This is a genomic window from Mesorhizobium sp. YC-39 (assembly GCF_025753795.1).
Taxonomy (GTDB): Bacteria; Pseudomonadota; Alphaproteobacteria; order Rhizobiales; family Rhizobiaceae; genus Mesorhizobium.
The window spans coordinates 873,767-895,067 of the sequence record NZ_JAOWPS010000001.1; the positions used below are offsets into that span (position 1 = coordinate 873,767).

18 protein-coding genes, 1 tRNA gene and 1 pseudogene are annotated in these 21,301 nt (G+C 63.9%); 8 read left to right on the top strand and 12 right to left on the bottom strand.

Annotated features, from left to right (window positions below; genetic code table 11):
• Nucleotides 1-35 precede the first annotated feature (35 nt).
• Entirely contained in the window at nt 36-998 is a 963-nt protein-coding gene (locus tag OHD62_RS04190) for a PLP-dependent cysteine synthase family protein (RefSeq protein ID WP_263781152.1), read from the top strand.
• A 121-nt stretch (nt 999-1,119) separates the two neighbouring features.
• Here the strand turns inward: OHD62_RS04190 and OHD62_RS04195 are convergent, their stop codons facing one another.
• Nucleotides 1,120-1,809 carry a PIG-L deacetylase family protein gene (locus tag OHD62_RS04195; RefSeq protein ID WP_263781153.1) on the bottom strand — a complete coding sequence of 230 codons (690 nt, stop codon included), beginning with the start codon at nt 1,807-1,809 and terminating at the stop codon, nt 1,120-1,122.
• Between the two features lie 26 nt (nt 1,810-1,835).
• Here OHD62_RS04195 and OHD62_RS04200 point away from each other — a divergent pair, with 26 nt between their 5' ends.
• From OHD62_RS04200 to nhaA, 5 genes are all read left to right on the top strand, one after another.
• The gene (locus OHD62_RS04200) at nt 1,836-2,726 is read left to right on the top strand and encodes a DMT family transporter (RefSeq protein ID WP_263781154.1); all 891 of its coding nucleotides are present in this window, start codon (nt 1,836-1,838) and stop codon (nt 2,724-2,726) included.
• Between the two features lie 49 nt (nt 2,727-2,775).
• Nucleotides 2,776-5,352, top strand: coding sequence for an ATP-dependent helicase HrpB (gene hrpB / locus OHD62_RS04205; protein ID WP_263781155.1), 2,577 nt, complete (start codon nt 2,776-2,778; stop codon nt 5,350-5,352).
• 63 nt (nt 5,353-5,415) lie between these two features.
• Nucleotides 5,416-6,741: an ActS/PrrB/RegB family redox-sensitive histidine kinase gene (locus tag OHD62_RS04210; RefSeq protein WP_263781156.1), complete on the top strand. Its 1,326-nt coding sequence runs from the start codon at nt 5,416-5,418 to the stop codon at nt 6,739-6,741.
• Between the two features lie 76 nt (nt 6,742-6,817).
• The gene (locus tag OHD62_RS04215) at nt 6,818-7,381 is read left to right on the top strand and encodes an ActR/PrrA/RegA family redox response regulator transcription factor (RefSeq protein WP_263781157.1); all 564 of its coding nucleotides are present in this window, start codon (nt 6,818-6,820) and stop codon (nt 7,379-7,381) included.
• A gap of 326 nt (nt 7,382-7,707) precedes the next feature.
• A complete protein-coding gene (nhaA, locus tag OHD62_RS04220) occupies nt 7,708-8,892 on the top strand; it encodes a Na+/H+ antiporter NhaA (RefSeq protein ID WP_263781158.1) in 1,185 nt (394 codons plus the stop codon).
• A gap of 100 nt (nt 8,893-8,992) precedes the next feature.
• Here the strand turns inward: nhaA and OHD62_RS04225 are convergent, their stop codons facing one another.
• From OHD62_RS04225 to OHD62_RS04250, 6 genes and pseudogenes are all read right to left on the bottom strand, one after another.
• On the bottom strand, nt 8,993-10,015 hold the full coding sequence (locus OHD62_RS04225) for an RNA polymerase subunit sigma-70 (protein ID WP_263781160.1): 1,023 nt from the start codon (nt 10,013-10,015) through the stop codon (nt 8,993-8,995).
• 42 nt (nt 10,016-10,057) lie between these two features.
• Complete coding sequence (locus OHD62_RS04230; protein WP_263781161.1) at nt 10,058-10,804, bottom strand: SDR family NAD(P)-dependent oxidoreductase; 747 nt, start codon at nt 10,802-10,804, stop codon at nt 10,058-10,060.
• A 236-nt stretch (nt 10,805-11,040) separates the two neighbouring features.
• A complete protein-coding gene (locus tag OHD62_RS04235; RefSeq protein WP_263781162.1) occupies nt 11,041-11,541 on the bottom strand; it encodes an MmcB family DNA repair protein in 501 nt (166 codons plus the stop codon).
• A 138-nt stretch (nt 11,542-11,679) separates the two neighbouring features.
• Nucleotides 11,680-11,753: transfer RNA gene (locus OHD62_RS04240), tRNA-Cys, on the bottom strand.
• Between the two features lie 151 nt (nt 11,754-11,904).
• Nucleotides 11,905-12,312, bottom strand: a complete 408-nt coding sequence (locus OHD62_RS04245) for an OsmC family protein (RefSeq protein ID WP_263781164.1) — start codon at nt 12,310-12,312, stop codon at nt 11,905-11,907.
• A gap of 60 nt (nt 12,313-12,372) precedes the next feature.
• Nucleotides 12,373-12,737: pseudogene (locus OHD62_RS04250) on the bottom strand (MerR family transcriptional regulator).
• Nucleotides 12,738-12,963: 226 nt separating this feature from the next.
• On the opposite strand from OHD62_RS04250, the gene OHD62_RS04255 reads away from it, so the two are divergent.
• Complete coding sequence (locus OHD62_RS04255; protein ID WP_263781166.1) at nt 12,964-13,581, top strand: L,D-transpeptidase; 618 nt, start codon at nt 12,964-12,966, stop codon at nt 13,579-13,581.
• 109 nt (nt 13,582-13,690) lie between these two features.
• On the opposite strand, the gene OHD62_RS04260 is transcribed toward OHD62_RS04255, so the two are convergent.
• The 3 genes from OHD62_RS04260 to trpS form a co-directional block, all read right to left on the bottom strand.
• Nucleotides 13,691-14,260 (bottom strand): NifU family protein, encoded by a 570-nt coding sequence (locus OHD62_RS04260; RefSeq protein ID WP_263781167.1) that lies wholly within the window; start codon nt 14,258-14,260, stop codon nt 13,691-13,693.
• 153 nt (nt 14,261-14,413) lie between these two features.
• Complete coding sequence (locus OHD62_RS04265; RefSeq protein ID WP_107649287.1) at nt 14,414-14,905, bottom strand: universal stress protein; 492 nt, start codon at nt 14,903-14,905, stop codon at nt 14,414-14,416.
• A 106-nt stretch (nt 14,906-15,011) separates the two neighbouring features.
• Entirely contained in the window at nt 15,012-16,079 is a 1,068-nt protein-coding gene (trpS, locus tag OHD62_RS04270; RefSeq protein ID WP_263781168.1) for a tryptophan--tRNA ligase, read from the bottom strand.
• Between the two features lie 482 nt (nt 16,080-16,561).
• Between trpS and OHD62_RS04275 the strand changes: the two genes are divergently transcribed.
• Nucleotides 16,562-16,729 carry a hypothetical protein gene (locus OHD62_RS04275; RefSeq protein WP_263781169.1) on the top strand — a complete coding sequence of 56 codons (168 nt, stop codon included), beginning with the start codon at nt 16,562-16,564 and terminating at the stop codon, nt 16,727-16,729.
• A 15-nt stretch (nt 16,730-16,744) separates the two neighbouring features.
• Here OHD62_RS04275 and murJ read toward each other — a convergent pair whose 3' ends face one another.
• Entirely contained in the window at nt 16,745-18,343 is a 1,599-nt protein-coding gene (gene murJ / locus OHD62_RS04280; RefSeq protein WP_263781170.1) for a murein biosynthesis integral membrane protein MurJ, read from the bottom strand.
• A 148-nt stretch (nt 18,344-18,491) separates the two neighbouring features.
• Nucleotides 18,492-21,293: a [protein-PII] uridylyltransferase gene (locus tag OHD62_RS04285; RefSeq protein ID WP_263781172.1), complete on the bottom strand. Its 2,802-nt coding sequence runs from the start codon at nt 21,291-21,293 to the stop codon at nt 18,492-18,494.
• Nucleotides 21,294-21,301 lie beyond the last annotated feature (8 nt).

The following is a 21,301-nucleotide window of genomic DNA, read 5'->3' on the forward strand; positions in this document are numbered from 1 at the left end:
TTGGGATGCGGGCTACGAGCACCGGAGAAATGGGTATGGCCGAGGTTCTGAATTCTGTCGTTGATGCGATCGGAGGAACCCCGTTGGTTCGACTCGACAGGTTGACGGAACAGGCAGGCGTAAAAGGCACAATCCTTGCCAAGCTGGAATACCTAAACCCAGGCTTTTCAAAAAAGGATCGTGCGGCGCTGGGAGTAATCGAGGAGGCCGAACGCTCCAGTGTTCTCAAGCCGGGACAAACGGTCGTCGAGCTAACTTCCGGAAACATGGGCACGGGCCTTGCCATCATCTGCGCGATCAAGGGTTACCCATTCGTTGCGGTGATGTCGAAAGGCAACTCGGAAGAGCGTGCGCGAATGATGTGCGCGCTCGGTGCAGAAGTGATCCTCGTCGACCAGTTGCCGGAGTCAGTGCCGGGTCAAGTGTCGGGCGGCGATCTGGCGCTCGTTGATCAGACTGCCAAGAAGGTAGCGGCAGAACGTGGCGCGTTCCGCGCGGATCAATTCAATCGGGATGGAAACTGGCTTGCGCATTACCATAAGACCGGACCGGAAATTTGGGACGCCAGCCACGGAGCTGTCAATGCATTCGTGGACTTCATCGGTTCGGGCGGAACTTATGCGGGAGTCACAAAGGCGCTCAAAGAGCGCAGCCCTCTGATCAAGTGTTTTATCGTCGAGCCCGAGGGTGCTGCTGCCGCAGCGGGTGAGAAGATCACACAAGCCGAGCATCCGATCCAGGGTGGTGGCTATTCAATGCCTGACCTGGCTTTCCTTAAGAACGTACCTGTCGATGGCTACCTTCAAGTGTCCGGTGATGAGGCGCGCCAGACCGCCCATTTGCTCGCGCGCAGTGAGGGCATTTTCGGCGGTTTCTCATCCGGTGCCAATGTTGCCGCTGCACTTCGCCTCCTTGCCGGCGAGGAATCAGGGAAGACCGTAGCCGTCGTGATTTGTGATTCAGGCCTGAAATATCTGTCAACTGACCTCTGGTGTTGAAAAGAGCGGGCGGCGTTGCTGTCCGCTTTCCACCCAATGCGGGCCTACGGTTCCAGATTTTGACCACTAGGCCGGAGAGAGCCGTAAAGCAGTCAGAATTCTCAGCGCGCTTGCGAGCCGCTTATTTGACCGTCTTGGTGCTCACCGTCACTGGCCGGATCACTGGCGCCGGCGGCAGCAGGGCGCGGATGTCGGCGAAGGGGAAGACCGGCTCGAAGCGAAACGCCTCGGCGAAGCAGCCGGCCGCGCCATTGCACTGGCCGGCGCGAAACTCGTTCTGCGTGCGCGCCGCCTCGACGAAGCGCTCGGGATCCTGCGATTGATGCGCCAGGATCGCCTTGGCCTTGAGATCGAAATGCCCTGAAATGTCGACATAGTGCGTCGGCGAAAAACCGGTGCCGCCGAGCGTGTCGGCATGCAAGACAGGGACTGCGAAAGACGCCGCGATGCGCACGCCATCCGACAGCGCGCGATGGTCGCCATGGTAGTCGTTCGGCGCATGGGTGATCGCCAGATCCGGCTTTACCTCGCCGATCAGCGCTTTGAGGGCTGCGATCAGGGTGGCATCGGCAATCAGCACACCATCCGGGAAGTCGAGAAAGTGTGGCGTGGCGCCAAGCAGGCCCGCCGCGGCCATCGCTTCCTCGCGCCGGGCGCGGGCGAGCGCTGCCGGATCGCCATGGCCGCCCCTGGCCCCATCCGTGGCTATCGCAAAAATCAATTCTGCGCCTTGCGTGGCATAGGCCGCCATCGTACCGAACATGAAGATCTCGATGTCGTCGGGATGCGCACCGAGCGCCAATATTTTCACTGCTCTCTCCCTGGAAATGGAAGAACGTGACGAACGGAATCCTGCTCGCCCTGATCGCCTATGCAAGCTATTCGTGCAACGATGCCGTTGTCAAAAGCCTGGGCGGGCAGTTCACCGTGTTCGAGATCGGCTTCTTCTCGACGCTGTTCGCCGGCTTTTTCATGCTCTTCACCAGGCCGAACGGTGAGCGCTGGCGCGATTTCTGGCGCACCAAGCGGCCCTGGGCGGTGCAGGCCCGCGCCTGGGCCGGCATCGCGTCCGGCGTGCTCAGCGTCTATGCCTTCACCACCATCCCGCTGGCTGAGGCCTACGCGCTGATCTTCCTGGCGCCGCTCTGCGTCACCATCCTTTCCACCCTGATCCTCAAGGAGAAGGTCGGCCCCTGGCGTTGGGCGGCGGTGATTGCCGGCTTCGCCGGCGTCATGCTGGTGGTCAGACCTGGCTTTCGCGAACTGCATCTCGGCCATCTCGCCGCCTTCTGCGTCGCTTTCCTTGCCGCCGCCAGCGTTATCCTGATGCGATCGCTTGCCCAGCAGGAAAAGCGCACGACCATACTCGGTGTGCTGATCGGCTACGGCCTGCTCTTCAATGGCATCGGCGCCGCGGCCACTTCGTTCACGCTGCCGGACGCCAGGCAATTGGTATGGTTTGTCATATCCGGCGCCTTCACCTCCTGCGGGCAGCTGCTGCAGTTGCTCGCCGTCAAATACGCGCCCGCCAACCGCATTGCGCCGACGCATTATTCGCAGATCGTCTGGGCGGTGATCCTCGGAGCGCTGTTCTTCCAGGAATATCCGGACGCACTATCGCTCGTCGGCCTCGCCGTCGTCGGCGCTTCTGGGCTGCTGACCATGGTGCGCGAGGAGGTGCGGCTCGGCACCGTCCGCTGGAATCCGTTCACGCGCACGAGGCTGTGAGTTGCCCGACCGGTTGCGCGTTGGCCGCGGCCGCTGATATGCGGGCTCGATGAAGACGAAGTCTTTGCCGGAACTTCCGGTGTCCGCCGTGCTGCCGGCGCTCGGCGAAGCGCTGGCAACGCACAACAGCGCCGTACTGGTGGCGCCGCCCGGCGCCGGCAAGACGACGCTGGTGCCATTGGCGCTGCTCGATGCACCATGGCTCGGCACGGGCAAGATCGTCCTGCTCGAACCGCGCCGGCTCGCTGCACGCGCCGCGGCCCGCCGCATGGCCGAACTCATCGGCGAGGAGCCCGGCGGAACGGTCGGCTATGCCATGCGCATGGAAAACCGTACCTCGGCCCGGACGAAAATCCTCGTCGTCACCGAAGGTGTCTTGTCGCGCATGATACTGGACGATCCGGAGTTGCCGGGCGTCTCGGCGGTCCTGTTCGACGAATTCCACGAGCGCTCGCTCGACGGCGATTTCGGCCTGGCGCTGGCGCTCGACGTGCAGGGTGCGCTCAGGCCCGATCTGCGCTTGCTGGTGATGTCGGCGACGCTCGACGGCGCGCGCGTATCCCGGCTGCTGGCAAAAGCGCCGGTGATCGAGAGCGAGGGCCGCGCCTTTCCTGTCGACATCCGTTATGACGAGCGGCCCGCCGGCATCGCTGTCGAGGACGCCACGGCCAAGGCGATCCGCGCCGCGCTTGCCGAGGAAAGCGGTAGCGTGCTCGCCTTCCTGCCCGGCCAGCGCGAGATCGAACGTACCGCCGAGCGACTGGCGGGCAGGGTCGGCGTAGACACCGATATCGTGCCGCTCTACGGCATGCTTGACGGCAAGACGCAGGATGCGGCGATCAGGCCGGCGCCTCCGGGCCGTCGCAAGGTGGTGCTGGCGACGTCGATCGCCGAGACCTCAATCACCATCGACGGCGTGCGCGTCGTCATCGATTCCGGCCTGTCGCGCCTGCCGCGCTACGAGCCGGCCAGCGGCCTGACGCGGCTGGAGACAGTGCGTGTTTCACGTGCATCGGCCGACCAGCGCGCCGGCCGCGCCGGCCGCACGCAAGCTGGCGTAGCCATCCGGCTGTGGCGGGCCGAGCAGACTTCAGCACTGCCTGCCTTCACCCCGCCGGAGATCCTCGAGGCCGACCTTTCCGGCCTGCTGCTCGATTGCGCCGCCTTCGGCGTCGCCGATCCGGCGAGCCTCTCCTTCCTCGATCCGCCGCCGGCCCCGGCGCTCAACGAGGCGAGGGCATTGCTTCGCGCGCTCGACGCCATCGACGGGGCAGGGCGCCTGACGGATGCGGGTGCAGCGATGCGCAAGCTGGCGCTGCCGGTGCGGCTCGCCCATATGGTTGCCGAGGCCGCCAAGACCGGTCAAGCCTATGAGGCGGCCATGCTCGCCGTGCTGCTCACCGAGCGCGGGCTCGGCGGCGACGGCGCCGACCTCGAACGGCGGCTGATGCGGTTTCGCAGCGAAAGATCGCCGCGCGCCACATCGGCGCGGCAGCTTGCCGAGCGGCTGGCAAGGCAGGCTTCACCCTCCCCCTTGAGGGGAGGGTCGGCGAGCGAGCTGAGCGGAGCGAAGCGAGGGAGACGGGGTGGGGTCGCCGATGGTGTGCCCGAACCGACCCCACCCCGCTCCGCTTCGCGGATCGACCCTCCCCTCAAGGGGGAGGGTGCCGGAGCGCTCCTCATCCATGCCTGGCCGGACCGCGTCGCCAGGGCGCGCGGCGAGCGCGGCCGTTTCGTGCTGGCCAATGGCTCCGGCGCCATGCTCGACGCCGCCGATCCGCTGGCCGGCGAGATCTGGCTGGTCGTTGCCGACCTGCAGGGCAAAGCGCAGAACGCCCGCATCACCGCGGCAGCTGCGGTCGACGAGGCTGATATCCGCGCAGCACTGGCCGACCGGATCGAGACCCGCCGGGAAACCAGTTTCGACCGCGACCGGCGAGCGGTGCGCGTGCGCGAGAGCGTTCGCCTCGGCGCCATCACGCTGTCCGAACGCATGCTGCCGGCGCCATCAGGCGCTGATGCGGACCGCGCCATCCTTGACGCCTTGCGCGAACACGGGCTGTCGCTGCTCGACTGGAGCAAGGAGGCGGAGACGCTACGCCAGCGGCTTGGCTGGCTGCATCGCGGGCTTGGCGCGCCCTGGCCCGACATGTCCGATGCCGCCCTCATCGACCGTCTCGACGACTGGCTGCTGCCGTTTCTTACAGGCGCCGCGTCCTTCGCCGCGATCGATCCGGGCGTTCTTTCGGCCGGCCTCATGGCCCTGGTGCCGCATGAGCTCCAACGCAAGGTCGAGGCCTTGGCGCCGACCCATTTCGACGCGCCGTCGGGCAGCCATGTGCCGATCCGCTATGACGGGCAATGGCCGGTACTGGCAATCCGCGTGCAGGAGCTTTTCGGCCTCGACCGGCATCCCACAGTCGCCGGCGGCACCGTGCCGCTGACGCTCGAGCTTTTGTCGCCGGCGCACCGGCCGATCCAGACAACGCGCGACCTGCCCGGCTTCTGGCGGGGTTCCTGGGCCGATGTTCGCACCGACATGCGCGGCCGCTATCCCCGGCATGTCTGGCCGGAGAACCCGTTGCTCGCTGCTGCCACCAGCCGCGCCAAGCCACGTGGCACCTAAAGGCGGAGATCGAGGCACCATGGACCATCACACCATTCCCTTTCCCGGCTATAATCCCTGGCCATGATCAACATCCTGCGTACCCCCGACTTCCAGCAAAGCCAGCGGCTGCGCCTCAACACGCTGATCAGGCTGCGCTGGCTGGCCATCGTTGGCCAGAGCCTGACAGTGCTCGTCGTTGCTTACGGGCTGAAATTCCCGCTGCCGGTCAGCCTGTGCTTCGCGCTGATCGCCTGTTCGGCCTGGATGAACCTGCTGCTGACCTTCCGCTATCCGGCGGCGCATCGCCTGACCCCGGTCTCGGCCTTTGCCATACTGACCTTTGACAGCCTACAGCTTGCCGGCCTGCTCTATATGACTGGTGGCCTCACCAATCCCTTTTCCGTGCTGGTGACCGTGCCCGTGGTCATCTCGGCGGCATCGCTGCCGCTGCGGCTGACCGCGGTCCTCGGCGCGCTGGTGATGGTGGCGGCGAGCCTTCTGGTCTTCTTCCATCTGCCGCTGCCCTGGCACGAGGGCGCACCGCTGGAGATGCCGTTCATCTATGTCGCCGGCATGTGGATGGCGGTGTTTTCCTCGGTCGCCTTCACCGCCATCTATGCCTTCCGGGTGGCCGAGGAAGCGCGCCTGCTCGCCAACGCGCTTGCCGCCACCGAACTGGTGCTGCAGCGCGAGCAGCATCTGTCGGCGCTCGACGGTCTTGCCGCCGCCGCGGCGCATGAGCTCGGCACGCCGCTTGCCACCATCACGCTGGTCGCCAAGGAGATGGAGAAGGCGCTCGGCGAAGACCCGAAATACCGCGAGGACGTGACGCTGCTGCGTTCGCAGAGCGAGCGCTGCCGCGAAATCCTGAAGCGGCTCACCAGCCTGTCCTCTGAAGGCGAGGCGCATCTCTCCCGCCTGCCGCTGACCTCGCTGGTCGAGGAGGTGACGGCTCCGCATCGCGACTTCGGCATTTCGATCAAGCTTCGGCCTGGCGAGCGCATCGGTCCCGAGCCAGTTGGGCGGCGCAATCCCGGCGTCATCTACGGCCTTGGCAATCTGGTCGAGAACGCCGTCGACTTCGCCCGCAAGAGCGTCACCATACGCTGGAGCTGGGATGAGGCCGCGGTCACCTTCTCGATCATTGACGACGGGCCTGGTTTCCCGCCTGAAATCATCGACCGCATCGGCGAGCCCTATATGTCGACGCGCCAGGGCACCGAAGCCGGCGGCGGCCTCGGTCTCGGTCTGTTCATCGCCAAGACCTTGCTGGAGCGCTCGGGCGCCACGCTCGATTTCCGCAATTCGAGCGGGCTGGGCGAGGGCGCCATCGTGCAGATAGCGTGGCCGCGCAGCGTCTTCCTCAATCCTGAATCAGCTTCTGCCACAATGTTCGACACGGCCTGACAGGTGCTAAAAATTGGACATTGGCGCTTCAAAACTATATCTGCGTAAAAATCGGGCAGCAGGAATTCCAGAGACGATGGTTGGCGACGAAACGATTGGCGCAATGGTTGAAGGCGAGGACACCTCGCTGTTGATCGTCGACGACGACAAGCCGTTCCTGACGCGCCTCGCCCGAGCCATGGAAACCAGAGGTTTCCTGGTCGAGACAGCCGAGAGCGTCGAGGAGGCGGTAGCCAAGGCGCGTGCCAATCCGCCGGCCTATGCGGTGGTCGACATGCGGCTTGCCGACGGTAACGGCCTCGATGTTGTCGCCGCCATCCGCGAGAAGCGCGACGATGCCCGCACCATCATCCTCACCGGCTACGGCAACATCGCCACGGCGGTGACGGCGGTGAAGCTCGGTGCCGTCGATTATCTGTCGAAGCCGGCCGATGCCGACGATGTTTTTGCAGCGCTCACCCGCACGGCGGGCGAACGCGCCGCACCGCCGGAAAATCCGATGTCGGCCGACCGCGTGCGCTGGGAACACATCCAGCGCGTCTACGAAATGTGCGACCGCAACGTTTCCGAGACCGCGCGCCGGCTCAATATGCATCGCCGCACGCTGCAGCGGATACTCGCCAAGCGGGCCCCGCGCTGAGCCCAGTGTCGTCATCCTTGGGCGTAGCGACGCAAAGCGGAGCGAAGACCCAAGGATCCATGCCGTGACCCCAGCGAAGAATGCAAACGGAGCAGAATACTGCATCGCGGCAACGCTCCGAAGTCACGGCATGGATCCTGGGGTCTGCGCCGCGTCGCTTCGCTCCTTGCTCCGCCCCAGGATGACGAAGCGATAGGTGTTTCGGCCAATTTCCGAGGCATGCGATCTGCCAATGTGAGCTCAATACGAATCTAGGCAGGCGCCTTGCGTCGCCGGCAACGACTGCGCATCATCCGGCAATAAGAGTCTGGGTGGAAGGAGGGCATATGCGGGACGAGCGGCCAAAATCCATTTTCCGCGAATTCCTTGACAGCGAGGCGGCCGGCGGCATCATCCTGATGGCGGCCGCCGCCCTTGCCCTGATCGTCGCCAATTCACCGCTGGCCGAAGTCTATTTCTCCGCCCTTCACGCCTATCTCGGCCCACTCAGTGTCTCGCACTGGATCAATGACGGGCTGATGGCGGTGTTCTTCCTGCTGGTCGGCCTGGAGATCAAGCGCGAGATGCTGGACGGCCAGCTCTCGACCTGGCCACGGCGCGTCCTGCCCGGCGTCGCCGCTGCCGGCGGCATGCTGGTTCCGGCTCTCGTCTATGTCGCCATCAACCGCGGCAACCCGGCCGTTCTGTCCGGCTGGGCGATCCCGACCGCCACCGACATCGCCTTTGCGCTTGGCGTGCTGTCGCTGCTCGGCAGCCGCGTGCCGGCCTCGCTGAAGGTCTTCCTCACCGCGCTTGCCATCATCGACGATCTCGGCGCGGTCATCATCATCGCGATCTTCTACACCAGCGGCCTGTCGCTCGCTTATCTCGGTGCGGCCTTTGCCATCATCGCAGTACTTGTGGTGCTCAACCGCATGCGCGTGATGAACCTGCTGCCCTATCTCGTGTTCGGCGTCATCCTGTGGGTGCTGGTGCTGAAGTCGGGCGTGCACGCCACGCTCGCCGGCGTGGCGCTGGCGCTGACCATCCCGCTCGAGCGCTCCGCCGGCATCGGCCATGATCTCGACCATTCGCCGCTGCACCGGCTCGAACACGGTCTGCACAAAATCGTGCCGTTCGTCGTCATCCCGATCTTCGGCTTTGCCAATGCCGGCGTCTCGCTCGCCGGCTTGAGCCCCGCCGCCCTGGTCGAGCCGCTGACGCTGGGCGTCGCCGCCGGCCTCGTCGCCGGCAAGCTGGTCGGCGTGTTCGGCTCCTCCGCGCTTGCCATTCGCTTCGGCCTTGCCGATCTGCCGGTCAATGCCGGCTGGCTGCACATGGTCGGCATTTCGTTGCTCTGCGGCATCGGCTTCACCATGAGCCTGTTCATCGGCCTGCTCGCCTTCGCCAACGACGTGGCGCTGCAGGACGCAGTCAAGGTTGGCATCCTGGCAGGCTCGTTCATCGCCGCCATCCTCGGCGCAGCGGTCTTGCTGATGGCGCCGGCGGTGGGCGAGGCGGAAGCGGACTAATGCATGTCGCGCAAAAGTGTGCAGTGGTTTTGCGATAACGACATGCATAAAAACAAGAACTTAAAGCGCGTCGCATGAATCCGTTCAAACGCGACGCGCTTTAGACCGGCGGCAGGCCGAAGGCTGCAAACAGTTCGGGTCCGAGCGGCGGCACATAGATCGTCAGGGAAGCGATTTTGCCGTCGGCGGGCTCAATGACATGTAGCGAGTGGGGTCGCCAAACAAGGTCACGATGGTCCAGTGCATAGACCCCGACAGCGGGCTGGCCGTTGGCTCGGGTGGCTACCGTGCGATAGCCGGCAAAATTGCTCCATACGGTCTCGATGAAATCGCGGATCGCCTTGCGCCCTCGGTACCATTCCCGCCATGGCGGCATGTGGTAGGTGGCCTCCTCCCTCAAGAGTTCGATGAAGCCGTCGAGGTTGGCGGTCCGCCAGGCCCGCATGTAGCGTTCGAGCAGCAGGGCCTCTTCCGGACTGGACCGTGACCGCTGCACGGGGCGTCCGTGAGTGTATCGCTCGCCAAGCGTTGCGCGGGCCCGCTGCAAGGCGCTGCTGATCGAAGCGGTCGATCCACCCAGCAATTGCGCCGTCTCGACCGCAGACCACCCCAGCACGTCGCAAAGCAACAGGGCGGCCCGCTGCCTGGGCGGCAGAAGCTGGATCGCCGCGACGAAGGCAAGTTGCACCGCTTCACGGGCCTCGTAGCGTGCTTCCGGACCGGGCTCGCCATCAACGAGGTCCGGAAGCTCGGCGTCCGGATAAGGCTCCAGCCAGGTGAGTTCGGCGGGCCCGCCGACGGCCCGCCCGTCGGAGGGCGGCCGTTCGGGTTGCTGGAGAATGCGATGCGCCGTCGACCTCACCTTGATGGCGTTGAGGCAGCTATTGGTGGCGATCGTGTAGAGCCAGCCGCGAACCGAGCCTCGTCCGTCGAACTGTGACCGTGCGCGCCACGCCCGCAGGAAAGTGTCCTGGACGAGGTCGTCCGCCTCGTGCAGCGAGCCCATCATCCGGTAGCAGTGGAGCTTAAGCTCGCGGCGATGAGCCACTGTCAAGCGCTCGAAGGCCAGCCGACCGAGGATCGGCCGGCCCAATGGCTCAACAGGGCCAGGAGCGTCTGTCATAGGAAGCCCGCGGTGCTGAAGTCGGCTGGCATCCTGCGCGCCTCATGCCGCCGCAGCAAGTCCGCTGCCGCTCACCACGAAGGAGCTGCCCTGCGCCTGGCCGGTGGCGAGCGCGACTACAGCCCGTGCGACATCGGCCGGCGTCTGCATGTCGGTCATGCTCGCCAGGAAGTCCGCTGGGCTAATGCCCATATAGGCCGAAATGCCGTCGATGCCGCGATCGCCGACGCCGGTGCCCGGCATGATGCGTGCCGGCGAAAGCGCCATGAAACGCAGGCCGAAACCAAGTCGGTCGGATTCCTTCTGGCTATGACCGGCGAGGAACAGCTGCATGCGTTTTGCGCCGGCGTAGCCGCCAGAGTTCGGCGGCCCGCCGCTGAATGCCGCGCCGCTGGAGATCAGAACCACCCGGCTCCCCTGTTTGAGCCGGCCCTGGAGTGCAGCCTTGCAGAACAGGAACGATGCCTTGACGTCCATTTCCCAGTTTACCGAGAAGTCCTCCCAGCTCTGTTCCTGGACCGGCGCGGACGGAGCGAGGGCGCCGGCGCAGATCAGCAGGACGTCTGGTTCAAGCGCGGCGAAAACCGCATCGGGCGCGGTTTCTTTGGTGGCGTCGACCGCAAGCGTCTTCACGCCTGATGTCGCCCGGGAGAGCTCTTTCAGAGCGGCTGCGCCACGAGCAACGGCAAGCACTGTCGCCCCCTCGCCAAGCGCGGCTTCCACGATCGAGCGGCCGACGCCCCGGCTGCCTCCGATGACGACGACATTCTGACCTTGTAACGATCCCATGGATCACCTCTCTTTCCGCCGCAGGACCATTCCAGCGCGCCTGTTGGTAAGGACAGCCGAGGCGAGTGGAAATCATCGGTGAGGAATCAAAAATCTTTCACGGGCGATCGGCAAGGCCAGCGCCAAGGGTCGCGGCTGTCTCCTTCTCCCCGTTCACGGGGAGAAGGTCCCGGCGGGGGGATGAGGGCGGCGCAAACGCCACAGGATGAAGCCCCGGCAGGCTGAGTCAGCCGGCCTTATTCGCTCTCGCCATCCAGCGCCGGCACCGACACTCCGGCGAGTTCCGCCGCCAAAAGCCGTGCGGCACCCGCCCGCGCGATCCTCAGCATCAGCGCCTTGCGCGTCGCCGCCGCCATGCGGTGCTCCGGCGCATCGCGCAGGACTTCGGCGCCGTAGCCATCGGAGAGGATGAAGCCGCATTCCTCCGGGAAGATCTCCGAGGGCACGCCGGGATGGGTGGCGAAGAAGAAGCGGTCGGAATGCAGCCGGTAGTCAGGCCACTTGCGGTCGACCCGGAAATCCTCGATCGAGGACTTGATCTCGATGATCCAGATGTCGCCCTGGCGAGTCAGCGCGACGAGGTCGGCACGGCGGCCGGTGGCCAGCGACAGTTCGGGCAGCACATGCATGCCCATTTCCCGCAATAGCCGCTGCACGCCGCGCCGCACCAGCATGGCGCGTTCCGACTGGCGGCCGTCGATCAGGGGATTGAGGGGAATCGGGGAAATGATGGGCATGACGGACATCATGCCAGATTTTGTTCACGGTTTGAACCCGTTTTTATAGGGCGATTATGTACTTTACAAACACGGATGGGCGCCGAGTTTTGAATGCGTCTGTAGTATAGCGGAACAAATAAGCGCTAGTGGGCTGGCTGGAGGTCTGAGTGGGAATTGAACCCACTCCGTCGGTTTTGCAGACCGATGCGTCACCGTCCCGCCCTCAGACCCTTGGTGCCTCTATGCCCAATCCATCAACGCCTAGTCAACCTAGTCGATGCCCAGATGGCGCTGGCAAAACTGGCGCGAAGGCTTAGCGCTCGGTTTCCCTTTTATGGCGTGCCAGTTCCTTTGTCGCTTCCGGGCCTCAGGTGCTTCCAACTACTCTACCATCTCGATCTCTACCGGCACCCCCCGCCGCAGCGAGTTACCGACCGCGGTGATTGCGTTGGCGCTGTCGATGATTGTCCTGGGATCCGAGCCGTCCAGCGTCTCGCAGGAAACCGTCATGGTTGCCGACGTCGCCAGCAAAGGCTTGCCTTCGAGGTTTACTGTAACGGTGACAGCGATATTTCCGACCTTCACGCCCATGTCCTCGGCGACATAGCGAAGATCGTTGCAGAAGCATCCGCCGATCGCCAGCGCCAGCAACTGGGCGCCATTGAAGCCGAGGCCCATGCCGCCTGCTCTGCCTTCGGGCCGGTCGACGACGATCGTGTGTCCGCCGGCCCAGCCCATCGCGGCTTCCGTGCCTTCCACCGTGCGCAGTTCGACGGTCATGGAAACCATGTGGGGATGTCCTCTTCCTTGTCGTCGTTCACGAGGCGTGAACGCATCGACATGCAGCGCTTATACCGACGCCGAAGCGCCCTTGTCGCCATCCAAAATCGGGCAGTCCGGCCGGTCCTCGCCGTGGCAGGCGTGGATCAGCTTCGCACTTTCTCCTCGATGGCACAGACATGGGCGGCCGCGATCTCGCGCACGTCGTGGCTGGCGTGGCTGCGATCCTGGTACAGCGCCATCAACTGGCGGCAATCGTCGATGGAAAACCGAGGTTGCGCGCGCGGCGCAGGAAGGCCAGCCGGTGGATGTCCTCGTCCGTATAGTCGCGGTAGCCATTGTCGGCGCCGGGGACGAATCAGGCCGATCTCTTCATAGTAGCGGATGGTCTTGGCCGGCAGGCCGGAGCGCTGGGCGGCATCCCCGACATTCATGGTGACTTCCTCGACTTCCGGCAGCCCGCACGACTGCCCCATTGATTTTCCTTCACAATCCTGTGAGGCCTGTTGCCGAAATGCCATAGTAACGTGGTTACCGGCACGTAAGCTCTCGCATATACGCATCGCGCGCTTGGCAAGCAAAGCAAATGCCAGCATGAATAATTGAGACAAAGCGGCCGTAACGAGCCGCACTATTTTGGGCGGGGCATCGGACCTTTTTATGCGCTTGAAGTCATTTGCAATTGTCGCCGCCCTTGCGCTGTCGACCGCTATCGCCGGTTGCAGCACCATCGGCTCGCGGATCTTCACCAACGACTACGGCGCGATGACCGATGCAGGCTATCAATTGCCGCGCATCCCGATCGAAAAGGTGCCGTTCAAGTACCGCCGGCAAGTGGTGGATTACGACACCAGGGAAAAGCCGGGCACCATCATCGTCGATACGCAGAACAAGTTCCTCTATTACGTCATGGGCGATGGCGAGGCGATGCGCTACGGCATCGGCGTCGGCCGTGAAGGCTTTGAATGGCATGGCACTGCCCGCATCGCGCTGAAGCGCGAATGGCCGACATGGACGCCGCCCGGAGCGATGATCAAGCGCCAGCCGGAGCTCGCCAAGTTTGCCGGCGGCATGGAACCGGGATTGAAGAACCCGCTCGGCGCGCGCGCCATGTATCTGTTCAACAAGGGCGGCGATTCAGGCTACCGCCTGCACGGCAGCCCGGAATGGTTCTCGATCGGCAAGGCGATGTCGTCGGGCTGCATCCGGCTGATGAACCAGGACATTATCGACCTCTACGACCGCACTTCGGTCGGCGCCAAGGTCATCGTTTTGTAAGACCAATCACACGCGGACCGTCTAGGCAACAACTGACGTCCAAAACAGAAAACCGGGCAATTCGGCCCGGTTTTTTGTTTTGCTTGAATGTGAATTTTGGACCGAGTCTCTAGGATACTTGTTCGACCTGCTGCACTTCCGGAACGAAATGCCGCAAAAGGTTCTGGATGCCGTGCTTCAGCGTCGCCGTCGATGACGGGCAGCCAGCGCAAGCGCCCTTCATGTGCAGGAACACGGTGCCGTTCTCGAAGCCGCGGAAGGTGATGTCGCCGCCATCCTGGGCGACGGCCGGGCGCACCCTGGTGTCGAGCAGTTCCTTGATGGTGATGACCAGTTCCTCGTCGGCCTTGTCGTAGAATTCGCCGGTCTGGCTGGTCTCAGTGGCGGGGCCGGCCTTGGTCATGACCGGTGCGCCGGACATGAAATGCTCCATGATGGCGCCGAGGATCGCCGGCTTCAGATGCTGCCAGTCGGGGCCGTCCTTGGTCACGGTGACGAAGTCATAGCCGAAGAAGACGCCGGTGACGCCCGGGATCTCGAACAGCCGGCCGGCCAATGGCGAAGCCGCTGCAGCGCTGGTGGCATCGCGGAAATCGGCGGTGCCTTCGATAAGCACTTCCTTGCCGGGCAGGAATTTCAGCGTCGCCGGATTTGGCGTCGATTCGGTCTGGATGAACATGGCCGTCTCCATACCCGTTTCGGGCAGATAGTTTGGAATAATTCTAAATAGGCTTTATCGGCTGGACATTCAAGCGAAACGCATCACCGGAATGGCTGGCTGGCGGAATGTTTTGCTAGGGATTCTGCGATGCCCCTTGAGATGTGCTGATATTCAGGCGAGGCTATCGATCTCTTCGTCCGAAAGATTCTGCGGCACCACGGTCACCGGGATCGGGAAGGCGGCGCCCTTGCCGGCGACCGCGCCGACCAGCGGTCCAGGCCCCTCCTTGCCGGCGCCGGCCGCCAGCACCAATATGGCGATGTCCTGGTCTTCCTCGATCAATTTGTGGATCTCTTCCGTCGGCTTGCCTTCGCGCACCACCAGTTCCGGCTCTATGCCGAGCTTCTGGCGCACCTTGTTGGCGTAGCTGTCGAGGGCCGCGCGAGCCGTGGCGGTGGCCTCCTCGCGCATGATCTTCTCGACGCCCAGCCAGTGCTGGAAATCGTCCGGCTCGATGACATAGAGCAGCACCAGCACACCGCTCGTGCTCTGCGCGCGCTTCGAGGCGTAGGCGACCGCGCGCTCGCATTCCGGCGTGTCGTCGATGATCGCCAGGAACTTGCGGCGATGGCCGGCTTCGCGGCTAAGGCGTTTGGAGACCATGTCTGTCTACTCGGTATCTTGTGGGCCGCAATCTGCCACCGCCACTGACTGGCCGCAAGCGGCCGGTCATTTCGGCAGTGTCAGAGCGGCAGTGTTAGGTCAGGGATCAATCCTGCAGCAGGCCGATAATGTCGCGCACCGTCTTCATCGTCGCCTCGGCCAGGACGCCGGCGCGCTCGCCGCCATCCTTCAAGACGGCGTCGACATAGGCGCGGTCGCCCGAAATACGGCGCATCTCGCTGGCGACCGGCGCCAGCTTTTCCACGGCAAGGTCGGCCAGCGCCGGCTTGAACACGGAAAACTGTTGGCCGCCGAACTCCTTGAGCACCGCCTCCTTAGAGATTTCGGCCAGACCCGCATAGATGCCGACCAGGTTTTCCGCCTCCGGCCGGCCAGTCAGGCCGTCCAGCTCGCCCGGCAATGCTTCGGGATCGGTCTTGGCCTTGCGGATCTTCTTCGAGATGGCGTCGGCATCGTCGGTCAGATTGATGCGCGACAGATCCGACGGATCCGATTTCGACATCTTCTTCGAGCCGTCGCGCAGGCTCATGATGCGCGCCGCCGGCCCGCCGATGACCGGTTCGGTCAGCGGGAAATAGCCGTTCACCGTCTCCTCGCCGACCTGCATTTCGACGCCGACGCCAAGGCGGGCGATGCGGTCCGAGAAATCATTGTTGAATTTCTGCGCGATATCGCGGGTCAGCTCCAGATGCTGCTTCTGGTCCTCACCCACCGGCACGTGGGTGGCGCGATAGAGCAGTATGTCGGCAGCCATCAGGCTCGGATAGGCCAGCAGTCCGAGCGAAGCGTTCTCGCGGTCCTTGCCTGCCTTGTCCTTGAACTGGGTCATGCGGTTCATCCAGCCGATGCGCGCGACGCAGTTGAAGATCCAGGCAAGCTCGGCGTGCTGCATGACCCGCGACTGGTTGAAGACGATATGCTTCTTCGGGTCGATGCCCGAGGCGAGGAAGGCAGCGGTGATCGCGCGTGTCTGATCGGCAAGGTCGTCATAGACGAGCTGCGCGGTCAGCGAATGCAGGTCGACGACGCAATAGATGCAGTCGGACGTGTCCTGCAGGGCGACGAATTTCTTGATGGCGCCGAGATAGTTGCCGAGATGCAGATTGCCGGTCGGCTGGACGCCGGAAAAGACGAGTGGCTTGAAGGCGGTCATGATTGTCCTCATGGCTTGTGGAGGGCCGTAAAAGCGTGATTCCGAAAAGTTGCAGACTTTTCGGAGCCAATCTCGCGGCTGGAAACCGCGCGCGGCGAAAGTCTTGCGACGGCGCGCTTATGGACGAGAGAGATGAGAGGATCAAGGGGCTGTAGGCGATCGCGGCGGAGCAATTGCTTCAGGCCGGATTGCTTGTTCCTTGTTGTTGGGCGTCGCGCTTGTGCGTCTGTCTCGGATTGATAAGTCGGCGCCGCCCCTCATTGTCCTGCCGGACATTTCTCCCCGTATAGAGACGGGGAGAAAGACGCTCTCATCGCCGGTTTCGCTAATCGCCAACGTTACCAGAGAGGCGCCGCGTTGTGGTCAGCTACTTTCTCCCCGTTTACGGGGAGAAATGCCCGGCAGGACAATGAGGGGCGGCGCCGACATCGATATGTATGATAGGGTGGAACATGTTCTGCATACGATCTGATGAGAAATGGATGACCATCACCATCAACAATGAGAAAGCTCTGGAGCGCCGGCGCAATCGCGAAACGCCGCTGGAGACGGCGACACGGCTCCGGGCCGAGTTCGGCATTGAGTTGAGCGAGCAGGCGCGCAACCCGCTGCCACGTTCTGTCTACGACGAGTTGTCCGGCGAAGACTGATGTTTGAGTTCCGGCTTACGGATCTGACGACGGTTCCCTGACAGGCGGTGAGCCCTTGCGCCTGACATTCCGCCGGATCATGCCGAAATCGGCGCCGCCGGTGGCGAAGGCGGTGACGAAGTAGAGCAGCGCCCCGCCGGCAACCAGCGAAAGCAGCGTTACTGCCTTGATGACCAGCGGTGAGCCAGGGCCGAGCCTGGCCGCGAACCAGTGTTCGGCAAAATAGAGCGCCGCCGCCATCACCGCCGCCGACAGCACCAGCCGCGGAATGCGTTTGAGCAGCGGCACGTCGCGGCCCCAATGGCCGCGCCGGATCAGCACGGCGAGCAGCATCAGCGCATTGACCCAGCCGGCGACGGCGGAAGCAACCGCAATACCGGGCGCACCCATCTTCGGAAACAGCGTCAGTGCCGTAGCGACATTCACCGCCACCGAGATGGCGGCAAAGATCATCGGCGTGCGCGTGTCCTCGCGGGCAAAATAGCCTGGCGTGAACGCCTTGATCAGCACGAAGGCCGGCAGACCGAGGCCGAAGATCGCCAGGATCGCCGCCACGATCGGTGTCGAGTTGTTGGCGGCGAAGGCACCGCGCTCATAGACCAGCCGCACGATCGGCTCGGACATCACCAGCAGTGCAGCGGCAGCCGGCAAGGTCATGAACAGCGTGAACTCGACCGAGCGGTTCTGCAGATTGGCCGCTTCGATCAGATTGCCCGACTTCAGCGCCCGCGACAGTTCCGGCAACAACACAATCGCGACGGCGACGCCGACGACGCCGAGCGGCAACTGGTAGATGCGGTCGGCATAGGCGAGCGACGAAACAGCGCTGTCCTGCGCCGACGCGATCGCCGTGCCGATCAGCTGGTTGATCTGGGTGATGCCGCCAGTGATCGCCGCCGGCAGCGCCAGGATCAGCAGCCGCTTGACGCTGGGCGTCATCTTCGGTCGGCGAAAGCCGATCGAGATGCCGGCATGGCGCACCGCCACCCACACGATCGCCAATTGCACCAGCCCCGCCGCCAGCACGCCCCAAGCCAGCCCGAAGCCGACGGTGCGGGCGTCCGACCCCTTGTACCAGGCATAGGCGAGCACGCCGATCAGGATGATGTTGAGGAACACCGGCGCCACCGCGGCCGCGAAATAGCGGCGCAGCGAATTCAGCATGCCGGCCATCATGGCGCCGAGCGACATGCAGATCAGGTAGGGAAACATGACGGTCGCAAGCTCGACCGTCATCTCGAATTTGCCTGGCGTGTCGGCAAAGCCCGGCGCCACCAGGTAGCGCACGATCAGCGGCATCGCCAGTTCCATGGCTATGGTCAGCGCCAGCAGTGCCGTGAACAGCACGCCGAACACTTCTTCGGAAAAGCGCTTGGCGCCGTCGGTGCCGTGGGTTTCGATCTCCTTGGCGAAGAGCGGCACGAAGGCGGCGTTGAAAGCGCCTTCGGCGAACAGCCGGCGGAAGGTGTTGGGAAACTGGAAGGCGGCGTTGAAGGCGTCGGCGACCGGTCCGGTACCAAGGGCTGCCGCCATCAGCATCTCGCGGCCGAAGCCGAGCGCACGGCTCATCAGCGTGCCGGACGCGACGGTGGCGAATTTCTTGACGAGGCTCATGCGTTCGGAGACTGCCTGCTAGAGCAATTCCAGGAAAAGTGCATAGCGGTTTTCCGTCCGGAATTGCGCAAAAACAAATAGTTAGAGCGGATCGGCGATTCTTCCAAAAGCTGATCCGCTCTAGGTTGGGACAAAGTGATGGTAACAGTCACTCGGCAGCCGCCTTGGCCTTGCCGCCACGCTCGGGCGCTGTGCCCTCGAGCGCTGCGACCAGCCTGTTATGGATGGCGGTGATGCGCGCCGGGCTGTCGATCTTCTGGCCGGTGAGGTCGGTGACGTAGAAGGTATCGATGACCTTCTCACCGAAGGTGGTGATGTGGGCCGACGCGATGTCGAGCGACAGGTCCGATAGCGCCCCGGTGATCTCCGAAAGCAGGCCCGGCCGGTCCAACCCCTCGACCTCGATCACGGAAAACCGGTTCGACAGTGTGTTGCGGATTTCGGCACGCGGCGGAATGCGAAACACCTTGGCGCCGCGCCGCGGCTTGGTCCGCTTTTCGATCATCTCGGGCAGCCAGCTCTTGCCCGACAGCACGTCCTCGATCAGCCGGCCGACGCGTTCGGCGCGACGGCGCTCGTCCTCGTCGCGATCGAATTCCCGCGAGATCAGGATGGTGTCCAGTGCGCGGCCATCCGAAGTGGTAAAGATCTGCGCGTCGACGATATTGCCGCCGGCCGCAGCGCAGGCGCCGGCAATGACCGACAGCAGGCGGGGATGGTCCTGCGCCAGAACGGTGATTTCCGTCACCGCCTCGAACTGATGGGTCTTGACCATGGTGACGAGCTTCTTGCCCGCCGCGTCCGCCTCGCGAATGAACTCGGCATGACGGAGCTGGTCGGCGAGATCGACCGCCAGCAGATAGTTCTCATAATGCAGGCCGACATAGCGCTTGCGGGCCTTTTCCGGCCATTCGGCGAGCGCTTCGGCCAATAGCTCGCGCGCCGCGGCCGTCCGCTTGGCGCGTGACACTTCCGAGAAGCCGCCGGTCAACAACAGCTCGGTCTCGTAGTAGAGCGTGCGCAGTAATTGGCCTTTCCAGCCGTTCCATACACCCGGGCCGACGCCCCTGATGTCGCAGACAGTGAGGATCAGCAGCAGCTTGAGCCGCTCGACCGACTGCACGACCGCCGCGAAATCCTCGATCGTCTTGCGGTCGTTGAGGTCGCGGGTCTGCGCCGTCATCGACATCACGAGATGGTTCTCGACCAGCCAGGCAACCGTTTCGGTGTCGGCTGGCGAGAGCCCCATATGCGGGCAGATGCGCCGCGCTATCCGGGCGCCTGCTTCCGAATGGTCCTCCGGCCGCCCCTTGGCGATGTCGTGCAAGAGCACCGCGACATAGAGCGCCTCGCGGCTTTTCCTCAAGCCGGGCATCAGCGTGTGCGAGAGCGGATGGACCTTTTCGCCATCGCCGCGCTCGATCTCGGCCAGCACGCCGATGCAGCGGATCAGGTGCTCGTCGATCGTATAGTGGTGGTACATCGAGAACTGCATCATGGCGACGATCTTGCCGAAATCCGGGATCAGCTTGCCCAGCAGGCCTGCCTCGTTCATGCGCCTGAGATTGAGCTCGGCATTGCGGTCCGAGGTCAATATGTCGAGGAACAGGCGGTTGGCCTCCTCGTCGCGGCGCAGCGCCTTGCCGACAAGGCCGAGCGACCGGGTCAGAAGCTTCAGCGCATCGGGATGGAATTCCAGCCCATGCTTATCGGCGAACCAGAACAGCCTCAACAGATTGACCGGATCGCGCTCGAACACCTGATCGTCGGCGATGTTGATGCGGTGGTTGTCGACAATGAAATCGGAGGTGCCGGCAAGCTTGCGCTTGCGGCGCGAGAAGGTGAGGAAGATGCGATTGAAACCCGGCACATGCTTGGCCTGCTCCTCCTCGAGCGCCGCGCAGAAGATGCGGGTGAGGTCGCCGACATCCTTGGCGACGAGGAAGTAGTGCTTCATGAAGCGCTCGACCGCCGACAGGCCCGGATGGGTGGTGTAGCCCAGCCGCTCGGCGATCTCGCGCTGGATGTCGAAATGCAGCCGCTCCTCGGCCTTGCCGGTGAGGAAATGCATGTGGCAGCGCACGGCCCACAGGAAATCCTCGGCCTTCTGGAATTCCCGATACTCGGCATCGGTGAAGACGCCCTTGTCGACCAGCTCCTCGCCGGTGCGCACCCGGTAGAAATATTTGCCGATCCAAAACAGCGTCTGCAGGTCGCGCAGGCCACCCTTGCCGTCCTTGACGTTAGGTTCGACCAGATAGCGGCTTTCGCCGGCCTTGGCATGGCGCTCGTCGCGTTCGGCGAGCTTGGCCTGCACATATTCGGGGCCGGTCGTGCGCACCACCTCGCGGTCGAAGCGCAGCAGGAGCTCGTCATAAAGCTTCTGCTCGCCCCACAGGAAGCGCGCTTCCAGGATCGAGGTGCGGATGGTGATGTCGGTGCGCGACAATCTCAGGCATTCGTCGATGTTGCGGGTGGCATGGCCGACCTTCAGCCCGAGATCCCACAGCATGTAGAGCATGTATTCGACGATCTGCTCGCCCCATGGCGTCTGCTTGTAAGGCAGCAGGAACAAGAGATCGATGTCGGATCCCGGCGCCAGCGTGCCGCGGCCATAGCCGCCGACCGCGACGACGGCCATGCGCTCGGCCGATGACGGGTTTTTTACGCGGTAGACATGGTTGGCGGCGAAATCGTAGAGCGCTCGGATGATCTCGTCCATGAGATGCGACAGCCGGGCGGCGCAGGCGGTGCCGCCGCCATCCTCCATCAGCATGCGTTCGGCGATCGTGCGGCCCTCGTTGAGCCGGCCTTTGAGAAGCTGGAGAACGCCGGTACGCACAGCCTGCCCAGCGCCGTTGCCTGCCGTGGCCGCGGTCAGCGCGGTCATGTCACGGCGCAAGGCTTCGCTGTCGATCAATTCGTCGAGCTTCAGGGTTATTTTTGCCATAAGTGGTG